Raw genomic sequence first — 20,561 nt, 5'->3', positions numbered from 1 at the left:
GATATGATTTTGACAAGTTAAATAAAGTCCTGATGTGTTAGTTGTACACCTAGTTTTGACCGAACATTTTTTTGATTTGGGAGCCCGCATTTTTAAATGGCGTACATGCCTCTTTTCATTCGGTAAAGAGGACTTACAAGATTTAAAAGAGGGCACCCACCTGCTGAGAGCGGGTTCAAAACAAAGGAAAGCTGCAACGGCACTATTGGGACTTTATTTTTTGTGCGCAGAAAAACGGCTGCTCATGGATCAGCCATTTTATAGATGAAACCAGAATACGAATGTGGAGTGAGGTTCTTGTTACACCAGTTTTCACGCAATGAATTAGCTATCGGAAAAGAAGGCCTTGAAACGCTGAAAAACAGCACAGTTGCTGTGCTTGGAGTCGGGGGAGTTGGGTCGTTCGCGGCGGAAGCTCTCGCGCGGTCAGGCGTCGGCCGCATTCTGCTTGTCGACAAAGATGATGTCGACATTACAAATGTAAACCGTCAGCTTCACGCGCTGCTTTCAACTGTCGGACAGCCGAAAGTTGATTTAATGAAGGCGCGGATCGCAGACATTAACCCGGAGTGTGAAGTAATCTCGTTAAAAATGTTCTATACGGAGGAAACGTATGAGCAGTTTTTTGACTATGATCTTGACTATGTCATTGATGCGTCAGACACCATTTGTTATAAAATTCATTTAATGAAAGAATGTCTAAAACGGGATATTCCGCTCATCTCCAGCATGGGTGCTGCAAATAAAACGGATCCGACACGCTTCCAAATCGCTGATATCTCAAAAACGCACACTGATCCAATTGCGAAGGTCGTTCGTACGAAATTACGCAAAGAGGGGATCAAAAAAGGCGTTCAAGTGATTTTCTCTGATGAAAGCCCGATTGTCATTCGGGAAGATGTCAGAAAAGAAGTGGGAAATGACGAAGCGAAAATCCGTAAAGCAAAAATGCCGCCTTCCTCTAATGCTTTTGTGCCGTCAGTTGCAGGTTTGATTATGGGCGGACATGTTGTCATGGATCTTTTGAAAGACATTGAAATCAAACGTGTGAAGGATAAATAATGCATAAAAACAGCCTTAATGATCAAGGCTGTTTTTGTTTTATTTTCTTTTCATTAAATTATCGTACACCTGCTTTAAGGCGGATTCGAATTTTCCTGTCTGTTTCGGCTTATAGTATTGCTTATTTTTAAGAGGATCAGGGAGGTATTGTTGTTCGACCCAACCGCTGTCGTAATTGTGCGGGTATTTATAGTCGATTCCTCTTCCTAATTCCTGAGCTCCTTTATAATGCGCGTCTTTTAAATGCTTCGGGACATCCCCAATTTTTCTGGCTCTGATATCTGCCAGGGCCTCATCGATTGCCAGAATGGCAGAGTTTGATTTCGGTGAGAGGCAAAGCTCAATAACTGCGTTGGCCAGCGGGATTCGCGCTTCAGGAAACCCGACTCGCTCAGCGGTCTGAATAGCGTTCAGCACTCTAGGGCCGGCTTGCGGGCTTGCTAAACCGATATCTTCATAGGCAATAACAAGCAATCGTCTTGCGATGCTCTCCAGATCACCGGCTTCAATTAATCTAGCCAAATAGTGAAGAGCAGCGTTGGCATCAGAGCCGCGGATCGATTTTTGAAAAGCGGACAGTACATCATAATGCGCGTCACCATCTTTATCGTGAGAAAAGCTTTTTTTCTGCAAGCATTCTTCCGCGGTTTCTAATGTAATGTGAATTTCACCGTCTGCTGACTCCTTCGTTGACAACACGGCAAGCTCAAGCGCATTTAAAGCGGAGCGGACATCTCCTCCGCATCCGTGGGCAAAATGCTCCATCGCCTGATCATCAATGGATACAGAATAGGTGCCAAGGCCCCGATGCTCATCATGGAGCGCGCGTTCCAGTGCCTGTTTAATCAGATCAGGTGTTAACGGTTCAAGCTCAAAAATCTGGGTCCGGCTTCTGATCGCCGGATTAATGGCATGATACGGGTTAGCCGTCGTTGCTCCGATCAAAATGATCATCCCGTTTTCTAAATAGGGTAATAGAAAATCCTGTTTTCCTTTATCCAGCCTGTGGACTTCATCCAGAATCAAAATCACTTGGCCGGACATCTTGGCTTCCTGAGCTACGATTTCCATATCTTTTTTATTGTTAATGACAGCATTCAGCTTTCGAAAAGCAATACTTGTTGAACCGGCGATTGCTGTTGCGATTGATGTTTTTCCAATTCCGGGCGGCCCGTACAAAATCATGGATGACAAATGTTTTGCCTGGACCATTCTGCCAATAATTTTATCTTCAGCCACCAGATGCTGCTGGCCGATAATATCCTCTATTTTTGTCGGACGCATCCGATATGCCAATGGCTTCATCTATCATCTCTCCTTACTTAATTACAGGGTAACGGAAAACCGTACATTAGAAAAGGGTAAAGGCCCCTTTCCTTCTGCCTCAATGAAAATTCGCTGAAGGTATGTTATAATAACAGTTGGTCTATAAGATAATAAACGGACGAAACATATAGAAATTACCATTATAAATGTGGAAAATCATGAAATAACAGAGGTGTTCATGTTGAAAATATCAACTAAGGGAAGATACGGGCTCACCATTATGATCGAGCTTGCAAAAAAGCACGGTGAAGGCCCGACTTCATTAAAAAGCATCGCACAGACGAATAATTTGTCCGAGCATTATTTGGAGCAGCTGGTATCGCCGCTCAGAAATGCCGGTTTAGTGAAAAGCATCAGAGGCGCATATGGCGGATATGTATTAGGCAGTGAGCCGGATGCCATTACCGCGGGAGATATTATCCGTGTGCTTGAGGGGCCGATCAGCCCTGTTGAAGTGCTGGAAGATGAGGAGCCTGCCAAGCGTGAGCTCTGGATTCGCATCCGGGATGCTGTAAAAGAGGTTTTAGACAGTACAACATTAGAGGATCTTGCCAGCTATACAGACGGAGAGCAAGAAGCTTATATGTTCTATATTTAGATCAGAGGTGTAAACATAATGGAACGGATTTATTTAGATCATGCCGCAACGTCTCCGATGGATGAGCGCGTGCTGGAAAAAATGATACCGCACTTCTCCGGCAGTTTCGGTAATCCCTCCAGTATTCATTCATTTGGCAGAGAATCTCGAAAATGGGTGGATGAAGCAAGAGCGCAGATCGCAGCAGAAATCGGAGCGGCAGAGCAGGAGATCATTTTTACAAGCGGGGGAACGGAAGCTGATAACTTGGCGATCATGGGAACCGCACTTACAAGAAAAGATCTTGGCAGACATGTCATCACAACAAAAATTGAGCATCACGCCGTGCTTCACACATGTGAAAAACTTGAGGAAGACGGATTTGACATAACGTATCTGGACGTTGACCAAAATGGAAGAGTCAGTGCAAAACAGGTGAAAGAAGCACTGCGTGATGATACAATCCTTGTGACAGTGATGTATGGAAATAATGAAGTTGGAACAGTGCAGCCGATCGAAGAAATCGGTGAGCTGTTAAAGGAACACAAAGCTTATTTTCATACCGATGCTGTTCAGGCATTCGGGTTGCTGCCAATTGATGTGAAAAACAGCCATATTGACCTTCTGTCTGTTTCCGGGCACAAGCTCAACGGGCCAAAAGGGACAGGCTTTTTATATGCTAGTAAAGATGTGAAGCTTTCACCGCTTTTATTCGGAGGAGAGCAAGAAAGAAAACGCCGTGCCGGAACCGAAAATGTTCCAGGCATTGTCGGGCTGAAAGAAGCGATCAAGCTGTCAAGTGAAGAACGGGACGAAAAAAACGAGAAGTATCAATCGTTTAAAGCAATCTTTGCCGACACGCTTAGAGATGCAGGTGTGGCATTCGAGATCAACGGGGACAAAGAGCATAGTCTGCCGCATGTTCTGAATCTTTATTTCCCCGGTGTGTCAGTGGAAGCGCTGCTGGTCAATCTTGATATGGCGGGTGTCGCTGTCTCCAGCGGTTCAGCGTGTACGGCCGGTTCAGTCCTGCCGTCACATGTTCTGACTGCTATGTTCGGCGAAGAGAGTGACCGGCTGACGTCCTCTATTCGAATCAGCTTCGGCCTCGGCAATACGGCTGAGCAAGTGAAAACTGCTGCCAAACATGTGGCCGACGTTGTCAAACGGCTGACATAATAAGGCGGCGTAGTAATTGGAGTGAATGAAATGGAAAAACGGCCGGAGGATACAAGAGTCGTCGTCGGCATGTCCGGCGGAGTAGACTCATCTGTGGCGGCCCTGCTGTTAAAAGAACAGGGCTATGATGTAATCGGAATCTTTATGAAAAACTGGGATGATACGGACGAAAACGGTTTTTGCACGGCGACAGAGGATTATGAAGATGTGATCCGCGTCTGCAACCAAATCGGAATTCCGTATTATGCCGTAAACTTTGAAAAGCAATATTATGAGAAGGTATTTCAATACTTCCTTGATGAATATAAAGCAGGCAGAACACCAAACCCGGATGTACTGTGCAACAAAGAAATTAAATTCAAGGCCTTTTTGGAGCATGCATTGTCACTTGGCGCCGACTATTTAGCGACTGGCCACTATGCAAGAGTAGACAGAAGCGGCGAAAAAGTCAGAATGCTGCGCGGCATTGATGAAAACAAGGATCAAACGTACTTCTTGAATCAGCTGACAGAAGATACGCTGAGCAAAGTCATGTTCCCGATCGGCGAACTTCAAAAAAGCCGTGTGCGTGAAATCGCCAAAGAAGCAGAACTTGCAACGGCGACGAAAAAAGACAGTACAGGCATCTGCTTTATCGGCGAACGCAACTTCAAAACGTTTCTCAGCCAATATCTCCCTGCACAGCCGGGCGATATGATGACGATGGACGGCGAAGTAAAAGGCCGCCACGACGGGTTGATGTACTACACGATCGGACAGCGTCACGGCCTTGGCATCGGCGGAAGCGGCGAGCCGTGGTTTGCGGTAGGGAAAGATCTTGAAAAGAACATCCTCTACGTAGATCAAGGGTTCCATAACCCTCTTTTATATTCCGACAAAATCACAGCAACAAATATCAGCTGGGTACGTTCGGATATCATGAAGGGCGAAGAGATTTCCTGCACGGCTAAATTCCGTTACCGCCAAGAGGATCATAAAGTAACAGTGCGCATGACTGGCGAAGGTGAAGCGGAAGTCATCTTTGATGAACAAGTCCGCGCTGTAACGCCGGGACAAGCCGTTGTCTTCTATGACGGCGAAGAATGCCTTGGCGGCGGGACAATTGATGATGTGTACAAAGACGGAACAAAATTGTGGTACGTATAAAAGATGAAAAACCTCAACACTGAGTTGGGGTTTTTTAATGAAAGGAAGATGATCGGTGGATTATAATCAACTCGGTATAGAGGCGATGCAGGAAGGCGATTACGAGAAAGCGGCAGAGGCATTTACAAAAGCGATTGAAGAAAATAAAGAAGACGCGATTCCCTATATCAATTTTGCCAACCTGCTTTCATCCGTAAACGAGCTGGAACGTGCGCTTGCGTTTTATGATAAAGCGCTTGAATTAGACAGTAGCGCAGCCACTGCTTATTATGGAGCAGGAAATGTCTATGTTGTAAAAGAAATGTACAAAGAAGCCAAAGACATGTTTGAAAAAGCGTTACGTGCGGGGATGGAAAACGGTGACCTGTTTTACATGCTCGGAACGGTACTTGTCAAGCTCGAACAGCCTAAGCTTGCACTGCCATATTTACAAAGAGCGGTCGAACTGAATGAAAACGATACGGAAGCGCGTTTTCAATTCGGGATGTGCTTAGCCAACGAGGGCATGCTGGACGAAGCGCTCAGCCAATTCGCAGCTGTGACAGAGCAAGACCCGGGGCATGCAGATGCATTTTATAATGCCGGTGTCGCTTATGCTTATAAAGAAAACCGAGAAAAAGCGATTGAAATGCTGGACAAGGCAATCGATATCCAGCCAGATCATATGCTTGCGCTTCATGCTAAAAAACTGATTGATCCATCATAACAGGCACAGGAGGAGGGACAGCTCGTGCAGCAGCATCCGGATCAGCTTAAACTGGAGGAAGAGCCCTATTTAAAAGGGACAGTCAACACAGTCATCTATCATAATGACACCAATTTATATACGGTTCTGAAAGTGAAAGTCACAGAGACCTCCGAAGCCATTGAAGATAAAGCCGTATCCGTGACGGGCTACTTCCCTGCGCTTCAAGAAGAAGAGACCTACACGTTTTACGGAAAGATCGTAACCCATCCAAAGTTCGGGCTCCAATTTCAGGCGGAGCATTTCAAAAAGGAGATTCCAACGACTAAGGAAGGCATCATTCAATATTTATCGAGTGATTTATTCGAGGGGATCGGCAAAAAAACAGCTGAAGAAATTGTGAAAAAGCTGGGCGACAGCGCCATTAATAAAATATTGGCTGATGCTTCAGTGCTTTATGATGTTCCCAGACTCTCAAAAAAGAAAGCCGACACGCTGGCTGGCGCATTGCAGCGGCATCAGGGACTGGAACAAATCATGATTTCCTTGAATCAGTTTGGCTTTGGCCCGCAGCTGTCTATGAAAATCTATCAAGCCTATGAATCCGAGACGCTTGAAAAGATTCAGGAAAATCCTTATCAGCTTGTGAAGGATGTAGAAGGCATCGGGTTTGGGAAAGCGGATGAGCTGGGCAGCAGAATGGGTCTTTCGGGTAACCATCCTGAGCGGGTAAAAGCTGCTATTTTGTACACGCTTGAAACGACTTGTCTGTCAGAGGGGCACACGTACATAGAAACGGAACAGCTGATCATCGACACTCAATCACTGTTAAACCAGTCAGCAAGGGAAGGGCAGCGCATCACAGAAATGGATGCCGCTAACGCGATTATTGCCCTTGGAGAAAATAAAGACATTGTCATAGAAGATGGCCGCTGTTATTTTCCTTCGCTGTTTTACGCAGAACAAAACGTTGCAAAGCGTGTGAAACATATCGCTAGCCAAACCGAATATGAGAACCAGTTTCCCGAATCAGAGTTTTTGCTCGCGTTGGGAGAACTGGAAGAACGGATGAACGTTCAGTATGCCCCCAGCCAGAAGGAAGCGATTCAAAAAGCCCTTTCCTCGCCGATGCTTCTTTTAACAGGCGGTCCTGGAACAGGGAAAACGACGGTAATCAGAGGGATTGTCGAGCTCTACGGAGAGCTTCACGGTGTGTCACTAGATCCGTCAGCTTATAAAAAGGATGAAGCTTTTCCGATTGTTTTGGCCGCTCCGACAGGGAGAGCAGCAAAACGGATGAGTGAATCAACGGGACTCCCTGCAGTCACGATACACAGGCTGCTTGGCTGGAACGGTGCTGAAGGCTTTACTCATACAGAGGATCAGCCGATCGAAGGGAAGCTGTTAATTATCGATGAAGCCAGTATGCTTGATATTTGGCTGGCGAATCATTTGTTCAAGGCGATCCCTGATCATATACAAATCATCATTGTCGGAGACGAAGACCAGCTGCCTTCTGTCGGTCCGGGACAAGTGCTCAGAGACTTGCTGGCATCCCAGGTGATTCCGACTGTGAGACTGACAGACATCTATCGCCAGGCGGAGGGGTCATCAATCGTCGAGCTTGCCCACCAGATGAAAAATGGATTGCTGCCGAACAATTTGACTGCCCCGACAAAGGACCGTTCCTTTATTCGCTGCGGCGGCTCGCAAATCAAAGAAGTAGTTGAGAAGGTTGTCGCCAATGCATTGAAAAAAGGCTATACAGCAAAGGACATTCAGGTCCTCGCTCCGATGTACAGAGGAAAAGCCGGCATTAATGAATTGAATGTGATGCTGCAGGACATTTTAAATCCTCCTAAAGAAAAACGGAGAGAATTGAAGTTCGGGGATGTTGTCTACAGAACCGGAGATAAAATTTTGCAGCTTGTCAATCAGCCGGAAAACAATGTATTCAACGGAGATATTGGCGAAATCACGTCGATATTTTATGCAAAGGAAAATACAGAAAAAGAAGACATGGCCGTTGTTTCTTTTGATGGCAATGAAATGACGTTTACGAAAAAAGATTTTAATCAATTTACCCATGCGTATTGCTGTTCTATTCATAAATCGCAGGGAAGTGAATTTCCGATTGTGGTTTTGCCTGTTGTGAAAGGCTATTATAGAATGCTCAGAAGAAACCTTCTTTATACCGCGATTACAAGAGCGAAGAAATTTCTCATTTTATGCGGTGAGGAGGAGGCGCTGGAGTGGGGCGTAAAAAATAATGATGCAACTGTCAGACAGACCTCTTTGAAAAACAGGCTGTCCGTACAGGTTGAGGAAATGGATGCCGAGCTTGAAGCTTTGCAAAAAGAGCTCCCGTTCAGCGTACACGACGCCAACATTGGCATGGAAGGCATTACACCATTCGATTTTATGAAAGAAGAACAGCAATAAAATGCTCCCGTGCAAGCGGGAGTTTTTTCATTTGCAGTGGAATTGATTTCATCGTATGAGTCTAAGGCGCAAAGCAAAACCTAAGCCTGTTCAACAAAAGGTGGTTGATCACACTTTGAGAACATGCCATGAAGTAGAAGGATTCCCAGTATACTCAGAACGAACTTCTAGTTATCTTGGGACAATTTCCGATATTTGTTTTTCTCTGAAAGGAGATTGTCTTGGGTTTATTCTTGCACAAAAACGCTTTTTGCATCATCATCATGCGCTATTACGGGCGTGTGATATCTCTTCCATTCTTGATGACCGCATATTGGCTTCGGTCAGTTCAGAACAGCTTTTGCCTCTTCCGAAATCATGCTTCACATACGAGCAGATGAAGATGAAGCTTGTGAAATCGCAAGAGGGCGATATATTGGGGATGCTGGAAGATGTATACTTTTGTTTGGACAGGGGCATAATCGTAGCATATGAACTCTCGGACGGTTTCTTTTCTGACCTGGCGGGAAGCAAGCGCCAGATCCAAAGAGCGGATTCGCTTGTCGAGGTGCGGAAAGACGAGATCGTTCTGAACGGATAGAGGTGTGAGTTATGCTTATATGCCCGAATTGCAAAAGTAAGGATATCGGCAAAATCGGCGTGAACCAATATTATTGTTGGGGCTGTTTTATTGAACTGACAGTGGCGAAAGGGAAGATTGCAACTCATCAGGTGGAAGAAGACGGAACGTTAAGCAGCTTGGATGATTTGTTTTCTGAGGATGAACGCAGCATCAATTTTTAATCATGAAAGGAGATGCGCAGGATGAATCGGACGATGACTTCTCTTTTGGCAATGGGAGCCGGAGCTCTCGTGTACCGAATGGCGACTCAATCTGACATGCTGAATAATCGAAGCATGAAGCGGATGAGAAGAAGAATTACGAAAATGTTTTAATGCAAAAAGGATACTCTCCAAAGAGTATCCTTTTCTATGTTTGCCGGACCTCGAGGCGTCTTGCTGCGAGTGAAAGGCTGTAGTTGACTGCGAAATACATAAGGGCCGCAAGTAAAAAGATCGGGAAAAAATAACTGCCGTCTGCGCTTTGGCCGTTAATAATTTGCGCGTTGTGAATCAGTTCAGGCAGGGCGATCACAACAGCGAGCGATGTATCTTTTAATAAAGAAATAAACTGGCTTACGATGGGCGGAACCATGCGGCGAAGCGCTTGCGGCATAACGATAAAGAACAGGGTCTGTGTATAGCTCAGCCCGGAGGAGCGCGCCGCTTCAATTTGTCCTTTGTCAATTGATTTCAGTCCGCTTCGGATAATTTCAGATAGCATAGCGGATTCAAAAATCGTTAGTGCTGTAATTGCAGCAGCTGTTATTTCAAGCTTAATACCAATTTCCGGAAGGGCAAAAAACGTAAAGAAAATAATTAACAGCAAGGGGAGGTTTCTGATCGTTTCAACGAGAACCGCAATCAATTGAGAAAGAACGGGAACTTTCGCATAACGCAGGGTGCCTGCGATTAAACCGAAGAAAAAGCTCAGAATGATGGAGATGAAAGCAACGTACAAGGTGACGAGAAAGCCATCCCATAAAAACGCTAAATGCTCCTGTGAATAAGCACCGATGAAATCCAATGTAACTCACTCCTTATCAATAGCTTTTTTCCAGCCGTTTTTCCAGATAGTTAACACCGATGCTAAGCGGAATCGTCAGCACTAAGTAAAAAAGCGCCACAAAAATATAAACATCAAATACAACGAGTGTGCTCGACGAAACTAAATCGGCTTGGTACATAAGATCCAATCCGGCCACAACCCCAAGAATCGAAGAGTTTTTGACTAAGTTTAAAAATTGATTGCCTAAAGGCGGAATGACGATTTTGATTGCCTGCGGCAAAATGATATGGAGCATGGCTTGGCTGTAGGTAAAGCCTGACGAGCGTGACGCTTCCATCTGCCCTTTTGAAACAGACTGGATGCCTGCTCTGATGGCTTCAGCGATAAACGCAGAGGTATAAATGGTGAGAGCAACCGTTCCCGCTTGAAAACCGTCAAGCCTCAGGCCTGCGTTTGGAAGTCCGAAATAGAAAACAAAGGTAATTAAAAGAAGAGGGATGTTGCGGATGAATTCTACATATGCGGTCCCTAGCCATTGCAGCGGCTTAAAGACTGTTATTCTCATAACCGCTACAGCGACGCCGAGGACAAAACTGCCGGCCAGCGCGATAACACTTGCGAGCAAGGTATGGTAAAAACCGTCCATATACATGCCGAAGTTATCGAAAAGAATTGACACATTCATCTGCCTATTCACTCCTTATCAAATTGGGATGAGCATCGCCTGCTCATCCCGGGATGGTTGTTATTCAGCTGGGTCTTCTTTGATCCATTTTTTATAAATTTCATCGTATCTGCCATCCGACTTCATCTTTTTAAGTGAAGCGTTGATTTCTTTCGCGAGAGCAGATTGCCCTTTTTTCACGGCGATCCCGTAAGGCTCATCTGTAAAAGGCTTTCCTGTTAATTGATAATTTTTATTTTCATCGGCCATTCCATATAAAATCGCATTATCTGTGGTGAGGGCATCGCCTTGCCCCGATTTAAGGGCTGTAAAGGCTTCTGCGTAGTTTTCAAATTCTAAAACAGATGCTTCAGGCGCCTTTTCACGAATGTTTTGAGAGGAGGTGGAGCCTTTTACTGCAAGAACTTTTGAGCCTTTGTCAAGATCCTCGACACTCTTGATTTTGCTGCCTTTTTTCACGAGAAGCGATTGCCCGGCCTCGAAATAGACATCAGAAAAGTCAACTTCCTTTTTTCGTTCATCAGTGATCGTCATTGTGGCGACAATGGCGTCGATATCCCCGTTTTGCAGCATAGGAATCCTTGTTTTTGAGGTGACCTCTTTAAATTCAGCTTTTTTCTCATCACCTAAAATGTCTTTAGCGATTTGTTTGGCAATATCAATATCAAAACCCTCAATCTCACCTGAGCTTGGATTTTTAAGACCGAACAGTCGAGTGTCCGTTTTTACGCCGAAGACAATTTTGTCATTGTCTTTAATGGCGGCTAGCGTATCTTTTTTGCTCTCCTTTGAGGCTTCTCCGTTTGATCCCTTGCTGCCGCAAGCGGCAAGCAAGATGACAGCGAATAAAGAAATCAATGCTAAAGAAAAAATCTTTTTCATACAAGCTCCCCCATTCTGTTTTAATGATTTAAAATACGGCTTAAGAATAAGCGGGCCCGTTCTTCCTTTGGGTTCGCGTAAAACTCAGCCGGCATTGCTTCTTCTAAAATCTTTCCTTCGTCAATGAAGACAATCCGGTCGGCAACTTCTTTGGCAAACCCCATTTCGTGTGTCACGACAACCATTGTCATGCCTTCTTTGGCGAGTGTTTTCATGACATCTAGCACCTCACCGATCATTTCAGGATCAAGTGCTGATGTCGGCTCGTCAAACAGCATGACCTCCGGCTTCATCGCCAGTCCTCTTGCGATGGCAACACGCTGCTGCTGCCCGCCGGAAAGCTGGGAAGGATAGGCGTCAGCCTTGTCTGGGATGCCGACTTTTTCAAGATAGTACCGCGCCGTTTCCTTTGCTTGTTCAGGTGATTGTCTAAGCACTTTTACCGGAGCCAGCATGATGTTCTGCAGCACTGTTTTATGTGGATATAAATGAAAGTGCTGAAACACCATCCCGATATTTTGCCGCACTTTATTGATATCAGTTTTTCTGTCGTTAATGGCGGTGCCGTTTACTGTGAGCACTCCCTCATTGATCGTCTCAAGTCTGTTGATGCATCTGAGCAATGTGCTTTTACCGGAACCGGATGGGCCGATGATAACAACGACTTCACCTTTTTCGATTTGAAGATTAATTTGTTTTAACACGTGAAAATCTCCGTAATGCTTGTTTACATTTTGAAATGTGATCATCGCAATCCTCCTATCAGAAAATTTGACCAAAAAGTAAATGATCAAACTTTTCTGAAAATTAAATGTGAAAAAATGTCCATGACTTCTGACTAACTAAAGAAACATAAAGAATAATTCCGTGTAAACCTCAAAAGATATAGGTGAGGTGAAAGCAGATGCTCCAAAAACCGGTGCAGCTTTTGTTGTGGGTGGCTATTTGTTTGCTGGTTCTGTTAACAGTCTATGTCTTTTTTATGCTTGATATGTTATGGTCACCCTTTTGGCTCGTCATAAAAACGATCTTTATTCCCTTGATCATTTCTATTTTTATATCTTATTTATTGCTTCCGGTCACGGAATGGCTGCATGGCAAAGGATTGCCTAGGACTTTGAGCATCTTGGTCATTTATGTACTTTTTTTTGGCGGGATTGGCTGGGCGTTGTATAAAGGGGTGCCTGTTTTAATCGTGCAGCTGACGGATTTGTCAGAAAATATACCCATGTTTGCCGAAACGTATAACGGGCTTCTTCTTCATGTGCATAACCATACGGATGACTGGCCTGATGGTATGCATCACCGTATAGATAAAATGATCCGCCAGACGGAGACGTTTTTTGCGGGAACGATCGAGGGTGCGATCAGCGGGATCCGCAATGTGCTTGATTACTTCTTAATTGCTGCAACAATCCCTTTTCTCGTGTTTTATATGGTGAAGGACATTGAATTAATGAAAAAGACAGTATGGTACTTGACTCCGAAGTCGTGGAGAAAGCGGGGCAGCGCCTTTTTGCGGGATGTGGATGATTCGCTTGGCGATTATATCCGCGGCCAGCTTTTGGTCTGCTTGATTCTTGGCGTGATTGCAGGCATTTCGTTCTGGGTATTTGGGCTTCCGTATCCACTGATACTTGGCCTTATCTCTGGAGTAACGAATGTCATCCCGTATTTTGGCCCTTTCATCGGAGCTGTTCCTGCGTTGTTAATTGCGATGACGATCTCAGTGAAGGCGGTTCTTGTTGTGGTGATTACGGTGTTTATTCTGCAGTTTATGGAAGGAAATATCCTCAGTCCGTTCATTGTCGGCAGAAGCCTTAAAATGCATCCGGTCGTTATCATGCTTGCACTCCTTGCCGGAGGGGAGCTTGCGGGAATCGTCGGGATGATTCTGGCTGTTCCTGCGACGGCTGTTTTAAAAGTAATGATGATCCATTTTTTACGGATGAGGACGGAGCATTGACATCGGCGTGCCGCTTGTCTATAATTTCTCGTAGAATACATACGAATCTCGAGTGACGGATCTGAGTACGCCGAAGCCCTGTTAAAGAGAGAAGCTCCATAAGCTGAAAGGAGCTTTATCAGAAGATCGGAGGAAGCTAATCCTGAGTGCAGTTAATCACTGCCGCTTATCCTGCGTTACAGGGTTAAAGGTGACGGGCGAATGAATGCCCGTAATCAGGGTGGTACCGCGAGACAGCTCTCGTCCCTGTGTAAACGTTGGTTTGCATAGGGGGAGGGCTTTTTTGCTGTCACTTAAGAGAATTTCGATTTTTATAGAGGAGGAAATACAATGAAACACTTAACTTCTGCGGAAGTGCGTCAAATGTTTTTGGATTTCTTTAAAGAAAAAGGACATGCGGTAGAGCCAAGCGCGTCATTAGTGCCTCATGAGGATCCTTCACTGCTTTGGATCAACAGCGGTGTTGCGACGCTGAAAAAATATTTTGACGGCCGTGTCGTGCCGGAAAATCCAAGAATCGTAAACGCTCAAAAAGCGATCAGAACAAACGATATAGAAAATGTAGGTAAAACTGCGCGCCATCACACTTTCTTTGAAATGCTCGGAAACTTTTCCATCGGCGATTATTTCAAAGAAGAAGCCATTACATGGGCTTGGGAGTTTTTAACGAGCGACAAGTGGATTGGCTTCGACAAAGAGCTTCTCTCTGTTACGGTTCATCCTGAAGATGAAGAGGCATATGAGTTTTGGGCGAAAAAAATCGGTATTCCTGAAGAAAGAATTATCCGTCTGGAAGGGAACTTCTGGGATATCGGTGAAGGGCCGAGCGGACCGAATACGGAAATCTTTTACGACCGCGGTGAAGCATACGGTAATGATCCAGAAGATCCGGAGCTTTACCCAGGCGGGGAAAACGACCGTTACCTGGAAGTATGGAACCTTGTGTTCTCAGAGTTCAACCATAACCCTGACGGAACGTACACACCGCTTCCAAAGAAAAACATTGATACAGGCATGGGTCTTGAAAGAATGGTATCTGTCATCCAGAATGTTCCGACAAACTTTGACACCGATTTGTTTGTTCCGATCATTAAAGCAACAGAATCGATTTCTGGTGAAATATATGGCAAAGACAATGTGAAAGACACTGCGTTTAAAGTGATTGCTGACCATATCAGAACGGTTGCCTTTGCTGTCAGTGACGGTGCGCTGCCGTCAAATGAAGGCCGCGGCTATGTATTAAGACGCTTATTACGCCGTGCCGTGCGTTATGCCAAAACGATCAACATCCATCGTCCGTTCATGTTTGATTTAGTGCCGGTTGTCGCAGAAATCATGGCTGATTTCTATCCTGAAGTGAAAGAGAAAGCGGATTTCATCGCAAAAGTCATTAAAACCGAGGAAGAACGCTTCCATGAGACCCTTAATGAAGGGCTTGCGATCCTGTCAGAAATGATCAAAAAAGAAAAAGACAAGGGCAGCAGCGTTATCTCAGGTGCTGATGTGTTTAAACTGTATGATACGTATGGATTCCCGGTTGAATTGACTGAAGAATACGCAGAAGACGAGAACATGACGGTTGACCATGAGGGCTTTGAGGAGGAAATGAACCAGCAGCGTGAACGGGCAAGAAACGCCCGCCAGGATGTCGGCAGCATGCAGGTGCAGGGCGGCGCACTGCGCGACGTGACAGATGAAAGCACATTTGTCGGCTACTCTCAAACCAAAGCTGATGCCAATATCATTGTGCTTCTTCAGGACGGCCAATTAATCGAAGAGGCTCATGAAGGAGAAAGCGTTCAAATCATCCTTGATGAAACACCGTTCTATGCAGAAAGCGGCGGCCAAATCGGCGATAAAGGCTATCTCCGAAACGAGCAGGCCGTTGTAAGAATTAAAGATGTTCAAAAAGCGCCGAACGGCCAGCATGTGCATGAAGGTGTTGTAGAGAGCGGTACTGTTCAAAAAGGCCTGCATGTTACGGCTGAAGTTGAAGACCATATGAGAAGCGGCGTCATTAAAAACCACACGGCAACGCATTTATTGCATCAGGCTCTAAAAGATGTTCTTGGAACTCATGTCAATCAGGCGGGCTCTCTTGTAACGGAAAACCGTCTTCGTTTTGACTTCTCGCACTTTGGCCAAGTGACAAAAGAAGAGCTCGAACAAATTGAAAGAATCGTAAACGAAAAGATCTGGGCGAGCATCCCGGTCAGCGTTGATTTGAAACCGATCGCTGAAGCAAAAGAAATGGGTGCGATGGCACTGTTCGGCGAGAAATATGGCGATATTGTCCGTGTCGTTCAAGTTGGAGATTACAGCTTAGAGCTGTGCGGCGGCTGCCATGTCAGAAATACAGCAGAAATCGGCTTGTTTAAAATCGTTTCAGAATCCGGAATCGGAGCAGGCACAAGACGGATTGAAGCTGTAACGGGACAAGGCGCTTACGTCGAAATGAACAGCCAGATTTCTGTATTGAAGCAGACCGCTGACGAGCTGAAAACAAATATCAAAGAAGTGCCGAAACGGGTCGCGGCTCTGCAGGCTGAACTGAAGGATGCACAAAGAGAAAATGAATCTCTTCTTGCAAAACTAGGCAACGTGGAAGCAGGAGCAATCCTGTCGAAAGTAAAAGAAGTTGACGGCGTAAACGTGCTTGCGGCAAAAGTAAATGCAAAAGACATGAATCATCTCCGCACTATGGTCGATGAACTCAAAGCAAAGCTTGGCTCTGCGGTGATCGTGCTTGGTGCGGTACAAAACGATAAAGTTAATATCTCTGCCGGAGTCACAAAGGACCTCATTGAGAAAGGCCTTCACGCCGGCAAGCTGGTTAAACAAGCTGCGGAAGTTTGCGGCGGAGGCGGCGGAGGCCGTCCGGACATGGCGCAGGCAGGCGGTAAACAGCCGGAAAAATTAGAAGAAGCTTTGGCTTCTGTAGAAGATTGGGTGAAATCCGTTTTATAATTCGCCCATGTAGTGTAGAATGATGGTAAGATTAGGACCCCAGGCTGAACTTTGCCTGCGAATTTGGGAAAGAGGTGCAAAACGGTGAGCTCGTTTGATAAAACGATGAAATTTAATTTCTCCGATGATTCTGCTGAGACTAACGTAAATGAGGTGCTGATTACAGTGTATGACGCGCTTCAGGAAAAGGGCTACAATCCAATCAACCAGATTGTCGGATACTTGCTGTCAGGTGATCCCGCTTATATTCCTAGGCATCGTGACGCTCGCAATTTAATTCGCAAACTTGAAAGAGACGAATTAATCGAGGAATTGGTAAAGTCTTATTTAGAACAGCATAAAGAGGCGTAAATAAAGAATGAGAATATTAGGACTCGATTTAGGAACCAAAACACTCGGTGTAGCTCTGAGCGATGAAATGGGCTGGACTGCTCAAGGCATTGAGACCATAAAGATAAATGAAGCAGAAGGCGATTATGGTTTATCCCGTTTATCTGAACTGATAAAGGACTATACTATAGATAAAATCGTGCTCGGCTTTCCTAAGAACATGAACGGAACAGTCGGCCCGAGAGGCGAAGCCAGCCAAACATTTGCGAAAGTGCTTGAAACAACGTACAATGTTCCTGTTGTGCTGTGGGACGAGCGTCTTACCACAATGGCGGCTGAAAAAATGCTGATTGCAGCTGACGTCAGCAGGCAAAAACGAAAAAAAGTCATTGATAAAATGGCGGCTGTTATGATTTTACAAGGATATCTTGACAGCTTAAATTAAAGCCAGAGGTGAAGAAAATGGAACACGGCGAAAAAAATATTACAATTGTTGACGATCAAGGAAATGAACAGCTTTGTGAAGTGCTGTTTACATTTGAAAACGAAGAGTTTGGCAAGTCTTATGTCTTGTACTATCCAATCGAATCAAAAGATGACGAAGAAGTAGAAATTCTTGCTTCCAGCTTCACGCCAAACGAAGACGGTGAAAACGGTGAGCTATTCCCGATTGAAACTGACGAAGAATGGGATATGATCGAAGAAACATTAAACACATTCTTAGCGGACGAAGACGAAGAGTAAAACATCGCGCCAAACCAAAGCCGGAGCTATACTGCTCCGGCTTTTTTCTGCTTTATGCAGGCCTCTTTTTGTAATAAATTGCCGAAATACAATGAATCATGTAGTATAAGAGCTGATGGGAGGAGACCTAATGTATATCAATCAGCAAAAAAAATCGTTTTTTAATAAAAAAAGAATCATACTGTCTTCCATTGTTGTGCTGTTTCTCATCATTGGCGGGGCATTTTTATATGGGAAATCATTGCTTGAACCTGTTGAAAAAGACAGTAAAACGACAGTTAATATTAACATTCCGAGCGGTTCGTCTGTTTCAGCCATCGCATCGATATTAAAGAAAAATGATGTCATAAAAAGCGAGAAGGCGTTTCAGTACTATGTGAAATATAAAGGTGCTTCCGGGTTTCAGGCCGGATTCTACCATCTGAATAAAGGTATGGATTTAGATGCCATTATTCAGAAGCTGACAAGCGGGGCTACAGGTTACGCTTTTCAAATCACAGTGACTGAGGGAGCACAGCTGACCCAAATCGCGGCTGCTATTGCGGATGAAACAAAATACTCTAAAAAACAAGTCATAGCGAAGCTGGACGATGAAACATTTATCAATCAGCTGAAGAAAGAATTCCCGGACACTGTGACAAATGATGTTTTCAATAAAAACATTAAGCACCCGCTTGAAGGGTACCTATTCCCGGCTACATACCCTTTTAACGATCCGGACACATCACTTGAAGACATTATCAAGGCAATGATTAAGCAGACAAATTCTTATGTGGAAACATATAAATCAGAAATGAAGAAAAACAAAGTTTCTGTGCATAAGCTGCTGACAATGGCTTCTTTGATAGAAGAAGAAGCGACTGAAAAAGCCGACCGCCATAAAATTGCGAGCGTCTTTTATAACCGCCTGAAAAAGAAAATGCCGCTCCAAACAGATCCGACCGTCCTGTACGCGGCAGGCAAGCATAAAGATCGGGTTCTTTATAAGGATCTGGAAATCGATTCACCATACAATACGTATAAAAACACAGGGCTGACGCCAGGGCCGATTGCCAATGCCGGCATGTCATCATGGGAAGCGGCGCTGCATCCGGATAAAACGGACTATCTGTATTTCTTGGCCAAATCAAATGGTGAGGTCGTATTTACAAAAACGCTAAAAGAGCATAATAAAGCAAAAGAAAAATACATTTCCTCAAAAAATGAGAAATAAAAGGAGAGCAAAAAGCTCTCCTTTTGTTCGCTTTCCGCAAGGTTTTATGATAAAATATATCGGGTTGTTTACCGATGTATCATGATGTATTCAGAGAGTGTCCTGCGCATAAGACTGGGGCACTCCTTTTTAGAACGGGAGGCTGTTTGTAGTGACTGACCGGTATGAACAAATAAATGACTATATAGAAGCATTATTAAAGCCTCGGCCGGATAACGTGAAGAAGCTTGAAGCATATGCAGAAGAACATCATGTCCCGATTATGGAAAAAGCGGGCATGGAGGTGCTGCTTCAAATTTTGTCTGTGAAACAGCCGAAAAAAATACTAGAAATCGGAACGGCCATTGGTTATTCAGCCATTCGAATGGCGCTGGAGCTGCCGTCTGCTGAAATATATACAATTGAACGCAATGAGAAACGGCATGAAGAAGCGGTAAACAATATCAAGGAATTTCAGCTTGATGACCGGATTCATGTTTTTTACGGAGATGCGCTTGAATTAGCCGACGCCGTTCATGTAACCGCGCCTTACGATGTCATTTTTATTGACGCTGCAAAAGGTCAGTATCAAAACTTTTTTCATTTATATGAACCGATGCTTTCACCGGACGGGATGATTATAACAGACAACGTGCTGTTTAAAGGTCTGGTGGCAGAGGATTACAGCAAAATAGAACCGAAGAGAAGGCGCAGGCTTGTAGCAAAAATTGATGAATATAATCATTGGCTGATGAATCATCCGGATTATCAAACTGCGATTATTCCTGTCGGGGACGGACTTGCGATTAGTAAAAAGAAGAGGTGAACGTCATGAAAAAACCAGAGCTCTTAGTGACGCCGACGAGCACAGCGGACATTTTGCCGCTCATACAGGCGGGGGCAACTGCGTTTTTAGTTGGGGAACAGAGATACGGCTTGAGATTAGCCGGAGAATTTTCTCGTGAAGATGTAACAAAAGCCGTAGAGATTGCTCACAAAGAAGGAGCAAAAGTATACGTTGCTGTAAATGCAATTTTCCATAACGATAAAGTGGGTGAGCTTGGCGAATATCTGGCTTTCTTAGCAGAAGCCGGTGTCGATGCAGCGGTATTCGGCGATCCTGCCGTGCTGATGGCTGCCCGTGAATCTGCGCCTGCTCTGAAGCTTCATTGGAGCACAGAAACGACAGGCACCAACTATTATACATGCAACTACTGGGGACGCAAGGGTGCGGCGCGCTCTGTGCTTGCCAGAGAATTAAACATGGACAGCATTGTTGAGATTAAAGAAAATGCGGAAGTCGAAATTGAAATCCAGGTGCATGGAATGACGTGCATGTTCCAATCGAAGCGTTCTTTGATTGGAAACTATTTTGAATATCAGGGCAAAGTCATGGACATTGAAAGAAAGAAAAAAGAATCAGGCATGTTTTTACACGATAAAGAACGTGATAATAAATATCCGATTTTCGAAGATGAAAACGGCACTCACATCATGAGCCCGAACGATGTGTGCATCATTGATGAGCTCGAGGAATTGATAGATGCCGGAATTGATTCTTTCAAAATCGATGGTGTTTTGAAAACGCCTGAATACCTAATAGAAGTCACCAAAATGTACAGAGAAGCAATTGATTTGTGTGTGGAAAACCGTGACGAATACGAAGCGAAAAAAGAAGACTGGATCGAACACATTGAAAGCATCCAGCCAGTAAACAGAAAAATTGATACCGGATTCTTCTTCAAGGAAACGGTTTATTAATCAAAAGG

Annotated in this window: 22 protein-coding genes and 1 other RNA gene; 18 read left to right on the top strand and 5 right to left on the bottom strand. The window is 44.7% G+C overall.

Translation table 11 applies throughout. From position 1 onward, the window contains the following. The first annotated feature begins 23 nt into the window (after positions 1-23). Both ssrS and NYE20_RS14760 read left to right on the top strand, forming a co-directional pair. A non-coding RNA gene (gene ssrS / locus NYE20_RS14765) (6S RNA) lies at positions 24-216 on the top strand. Positions 217-297: 81 nt separating this feature from the next. After that, entirely contained in the window at positions 298-1,062 is a 765-nt protein-coding gene (locus NYE20_RS14760; protein WP_014480428.1) for a tRNA threonylcarbamoyladenosine dehydratase, read from the top strand. A gap of 39 nt (positions 1,063-1,101) precedes the next feature. Here the strand turns inward: NYE20_RS14760 and NYE20_RS14755 are convergent, their stop codons facing one another. After that, a complete protein-coding gene (locus NYE20_RS14755; RefSeq protein WP_161621709.1) occupies positions 1,102-2,367 on the bottom strand; it encodes a replication-associated recombination protein A in 1,266 nt (421 codons plus the stop codon). A gap of 202 nt (positions 2,368-2,569) precedes the next feature. Between NYE20_RS14755 and cymR the strand changes: the two genes are divergently transcribed. The 8 genes from cymR to NYE20_RS14715 all read left to right on the top strand — a co-directional run bounded on the left by cymR (position 2,570) and on the right by NYE20_RS14715 (position 9,353). Further along, positions 2,570-2,986, top strand: a complete 417-nt coding sequence (gene cymR, locus NYE20_RS14750) for a cysteine metabolism transcriptional regulator CymR (protein ID WP_003225879.1) — start codon at positions 2,570-2,572, stop codon at positions 2,984-2,986. A gap of 18 nt (positions 2,987-3,004) precedes the next feature. Continuing rightward, complete coding sequence (locus tag NYE20_RS14745) at positions 3,005-4,144, top strand: cysteine desulfurase family protein (RefSeq protein ID WP_161621708.1); 1,140 nt, start codon at positions 3,005-3,007, stop codon at positions 4,142-4,144. 30 nt (positions 4,145-4,174) lie between these two features. Continuing rightward, positions 4,175-5,290 (top strand): tRNA 2-thiouridine(34) synthase MnmA, encoded by a 1,116-nt coding sequence (gene mnmA / locus NYE20_RS14740; RefSeq protein WP_014480424.1) that lies wholly within the window; start codon positions 4,175-4,177, stop codon positions 5,288-5,290. A gap of 85 nt (positions 5,291-5,375) precedes the next feature. Further along, positions 5,376-5,996: a tetratricopeptide repeat protein gene (locus NYE20_RS14735; RefSeq protein WP_166444025.1), complete on the top strand. Its 621-nt coding sequence runs from the start codon at positions 5,376-5,378 to the stop codon at positions 5,994-5,996. A gap of 24 nt (positions 5,997-6,020) precedes the next feature. Continuing rightward, the gene (locus tag NYE20_RS14730) at positions 6,021-8,417 is read left to right on the top strand and encodes an ATP-dependent RecD-like DNA helicase (protein ID WP_014477509.1); all 2,397 of its coding nucleotides are present in this window, start codon (positions 6,021-6,023) and stop codon (positions 8,415-8,417) included. A 55-nt stretch (positions 8,418-8,472) separates the two neighbouring features. Beyond that, positions 8,473-8,997, top strand: coding sequence for a PRC-barrel domain-containing protein (locus NYE20_RS14725; protein ID WP_072173323.1), 525 nt, complete (start codon positions 8,473-8,475; stop codon positions 8,995-8,997). Between the two features lie 11 nt (positions 8,998-9,008). Next, complete coding sequence (locus NYE20_RS14720) at positions 9,009-9,200, top strand: hypothetical protein (protein WP_003225893.1); 192 nt, start codon at positions 9,009-9,011, stop codon at positions 9,198-9,200. 21 nt (positions 9,201-9,221) lie between these two features. Further along, positions 9,222-9,353 carry a YrzQ family protein gene (locus tag NYE20_RS14715; protein ID WP_003229780.1) on the top strand — a complete coding sequence of 44 codons (132 nt, stop codon included), beginning with the start codon at positions 9,222-9,224 and terminating at the stop codon, positions 9,351-9,353. A 34-nt stretch (positions 9,354-9,387) separates the two neighbouring features. On the opposite strand, the gene NYE20_RS14710 is transcribed toward NYE20_RS14715, so the two are convergent. From NYE20_RS14710 to NYE20_RS14695, 4 genes are read right to left on the bottom strand one after another with little or no spacing between them, the layout of a single operon-like run. Further along, positions 9,388-10,044 carry an amino acid ABC transporter permease gene (locus tag NYE20_RS14710; RefSeq protein ID WP_003229784.1) on the bottom strand — a complete coding sequence of 219 codons (657 nt, stop codon included), beginning with the start codon at positions 10,042-10,044 and terminating at the stop codon, positions 9,388-9,390. Between the two features lie 16 nt (positions 10,045-10,060). Then, the gene (locus NYE20_RS14705) at positions 10,061-10,711 is read right to left on the bottom strand and encodes an amino acid ABC transporter permease (RefSeq protein ID WP_041850168.1); all 651 of its coding nucleotides are present in this window, start codon (positions 10,709-10,711) and stop codon (positions 10,061-10,063) included. Positions 10,712-10,771: 60 nt separating this feature from the next. Continuing rightward, positions 10,772-11,593, bottom strand: a complete 822-nt coding sequence (gene glnH, locus NYE20_RS14700) for a glutamine ABC transporter substrate-binding protein GlnH (protein ID WP_015251575.1) — start codon at positions 11,591-11,593, stop codon at positions 10,772-10,774. A 20-nt stretch (positions 11,594-11,613) separates the two neighbouring features. After that, positions 11,614-12,342 carry an amino acid ABC transporter ATP-binding protein gene (locus NYE20_RS14695; protein WP_014480419.1) on the bottom strand — a complete coding sequence of 243 codons (729 nt, stop codon included), beginning with the start codon at positions 12,340-12,342 and terminating at the stop codon, positions 11,614-11,616. Between the two features lie 155 nt (positions 12,343-12,497). Between NYE20_RS14695 and NYE20_RS14690 the strand changes: the two genes are divergently transcribed. The 8 genes from NYE20_RS14690 (at position 12,498) to NYE20_RS14655 (ending at position 20,553) form a co-directional block, all read left to right on the top strand. Continuing rightward, positions 12,498-13,559 (top strand): AI-2E family transporter, encoded by a 1,062-nt coding sequence (locus NYE20_RS14690; RefSeq protein ID WP_033881628.1) that lies wholly within the window; start codon positions 12,498-12,500, stop codon positions 13,557-13,559. Positions 13,560-13,889: 330 nt separating this feature from the next. Further along, positions 13,890-16,526 carry an alanine--tRNA ligase gene (alaS, locus tag NYE20_RS14685; protein ID WP_339183271.1) on the top strand — a complete coding sequence of 879 codons (2,637 nt, stop codon included), beginning with the start codon at positions 13,890-13,892 and terminating at the stop codon, positions 16,524-16,526. An 84-nt stretch (positions 16,527-16,610) separates the two neighbouring features. After that, positions 16,611-16,877, top strand: a complete 267-nt coding sequence (locus NYE20_RS14680) for an IreB family regulatory phosphoprotein (protein WP_003225903.1) — start codon at positions 16,611-16,613, stop codon at positions 16,875-16,877. A gap of 7 nt (positions 16,878-16,884) precedes the next feature. Further along, positions 16,885-17,301 carry a Holliday junction resolvase RuvX gene (gene ruvX, locus NYE20_RS14675; RefSeq protein WP_003229795.1) on the top strand — a complete coding sequence of 139 codons (417 nt, stop codon included), beginning with the start codon at positions 16,885-16,887 and terminating at the stop codon, positions 17,299-17,301. Between the two features lie 17 nt (positions 17,302-17,318). Beyond that, the gene (locus NYE20_RS14670; RefSeq protein ID WP_003246199.1) at positions 17,319-17,600 is read left to right on the top strand and encodes a DUF1292 domain-containing protein; all 282 of its coding nucleotides are present in this window, start codon (positions 17,319-17,321) and stop codon (positions 17,598-17,600) included. A 130-nt stretch (positions 17,601-17,730) separates the two neighbouring features. Continuing rightward, positions 17,731-18,813, top strand: coding sequence for an endolytic transglycosylase MltG (mltG, locus tag NYE20_RS14665; RefSeq protein ID WP_003229799.1), 1,083 nt, complete (start codon positions 17,731-17,733; stop codon positions 18,811-18,813). Positions 18,814-18,964: 151 nt separating this feature from the next. Next, positions 18,965-19,618: an O-methyltransferase gene (locus tag NYE20_RS14660; RefSeq protein ID WP_072175896.1), complete on the top strand. Its 654-nt coding sequence runs from the start codon at positions 18,965-18,967 to the stop codon at positions 19,616-19,618. Between the two features lie 5 nt (positions 19,619-19,623). Further along, the gene (locus tag NYE20_RS14655; RefSeq protein ID WP_161621706.1) at positions 19,624-20,553 is read left to right on the top strand and encodes a peptidase U32 family protein; all 930 of its coding nucleotides are present in this window, start codon (positions 19,624-19,626) and stop codon (positions 20,551-20,553) included. Positions 20,554-20,561 lie beyond the last annotated feature (8 nt).

Source organism: Bacillus sp. FSL R5-0416 (assembly GCF_037975425.1).
GTDB classification, from domain to species: domain Bacteria; phylum Bacillota; class Bacilli; order Bacillales; family Bacillaceae; genus Bacillus; species Bacillus subtilis.
Note: the sequence above shows the minus strand (reverse complement) of the source record. Positions and strands in the feature narration are given on the sequence as shown.